This is a genomic window from Rhodococcus phenolicus, from assembly GCF_001646785.1.
GTDB classification, from domain to species: domain Bacteria; phylum Actinomycetota; class Actinomycetes; order Mycobacteriales; family Mycobacteriaceae; genus Rhodococcus; species Rhodococcus phenolicus.
Window position 1 is genome coordinate 1 of the sequence record NZ_LRRH01000144.1, and the last position, 1849, is coordinate 1849.

General features: G+C 63.1%; 1 protein-coding gene. It reads right to left on the reverse strand.

What is annotated here, in order from left to right:
- Positions 1–184 precede the first annotated feature (184 nt).
- Positions 185–1738, reverse strand: a complete 1554-nt coding sequence (locus A8G15_RS27645; RefSeq protein ID WP_068166343.1) for an IS1634 family transposase — start codon at positions 1736–1738, stop codon at positions 185–187.
- Between the last annotated feature and the right edge of the window lie 111 nt (positions 1739–1849).

The following is a 1849-nucleotide window of genomic DNA, read 5'->3' on the forward strand; positions in this document are numbered from 1 at the left end:
CACCGACGCATATCCGAGAAATCCATCCCGCGGGTCGGATCCGCTCGCCCGCGCCCCGCACGTGTACACATGGAATACCGCCGGCGGTAGCTGGGATCCGGCCGAAGAACCGTATCTCAACCGCGGCGTACCCTGCCGAAGACAACTTGATCCAGACCTGACTTGCACAGATTTAGTACCCCGCTCAGCGATCCGATAACTCCAGCGCGGTCAGGATCGTGGCGGCATCCGCCGTGAGCGGGTCGGCGGCGGTGTGCAGGTGGCCGGCGATGGTCACGGTGATCTCCTGCAGTGGCCGCAGGATCTTCACGATCCGCCCGATCGAGATACCGGTCTCGACCTGCAGGTAGCGAGCAACGGCAAGAGCGGTGAACACGACCGTCAGGTGCGCCTCGATCGCATCCTTCGTGCGATGGAACATCGGCCGCGCCCGAAGATCCGTCTTCGACATGCGAAACGACTGCTCCACATGCCACAGGTCGTGATATTTGCCGATCACCTCACCCGGGTCCATCACGGTGGCGGGCAGGTTGGTGACATAGCCCTTCAACCCGACCAGTGACCGGGCTCGCTCGATGCCCGCAACATCGAGAGTGCGCCCCTTCGCGGTGGTCTTGACGAACCGCGTTGACTTCGGGGCCTTGCCACCGTCGACGACACCACGAGCCTTGGCCTCCTGGGCGTTCAAGGTCTGATTGTCACGGGCGGCGCGACGTGTCGAGTACTGCCAGATCGCCCGCCACGACTTCGGATGCGTGGCCGCATCCCAGATGGGTTCGGCCCGTTTCTTGACGTTGTTGACGGTGCTCTTCGCATGCCTCGGGGTGACGGTGTCGATGGTCTGACCGTCGGTGAAAACATCACCGTTCCAATGGAAATGGTTCTGCAGATCGGCTGGAGCTTTGGTGACGCGGGAGCCGACGATGAACTTCAGGCCGGCGTCGTCGAGGTCTTTGAGATTGGTTGCCGACAGCATCCCGGCGTCCGCGGCGACCACCATCTCCACGTCTTCGATGTCGTGACGGGCCTGGAACTGGCGGATCATCGGCACGATCGTCGTGGTTTCGGCCTTGTTGCCCTCGAAGCACCCGATCTCGAGAGGGAAGCCGGTGCGGTCGACGAGAAGACCGACCACGATCTGCGGGTCGACCCTGCGTTCCTTCGAGTATCCGACCTTGCGGAGGTCGTCTTCCTTCTCCGCCTCGAAATACAGGGTCGTGACGTCGTAGAGCAGCAATGACAGGCCACCTGTCTCGGCGGCGTACTCGAAGCATTTCTTTGCGACTTGGTCTCGATAATCGTGTGTGGCACAACGCTTCAACGCGCTGGCGTAGGTGTTGCGGTGGGCCGGGGTCAGGCCGATCTCCCCCACGACGCGGGTGGTGTCGCTCATCGATGTCGGCTCGACGAGCCGGCCGAGGACCAATTGGAAGAACGCTGCATCGTCGATCACGTCGAATCCGAGGCGTCGCCATCCGGTCTCGATCGTCTCGATCAGCCAGCGGGACCGTTTCGTCGAGATGACCGCCCCGCGGTCATCACCGCCCAGGTCGAGGTCGAGTTCCTGCTGGCCGGCCTGCAGTTTCTCGCGCGCGGACTGCAGCAATGCCGCCAGCTCGCTGTCGGTGTGGGCGGAGCCGAGGTGCTCGAGAATCTTGTGGCGGCCGCCGTCCTTTGCGGCGATCTGCACTGCCGTCGCTCCCGACGCGGTCCGGACCCTTCGGATGTATGCAGCCACAACCGGCGATCCTACCGACCGATTAGTGCCCCAAATCGTCGAACGTCGACGCCGCTACCAGGCCAAACGACGACTGGGGTCGGAAATCCTCGTCAACCTGTGCAAGTCAGG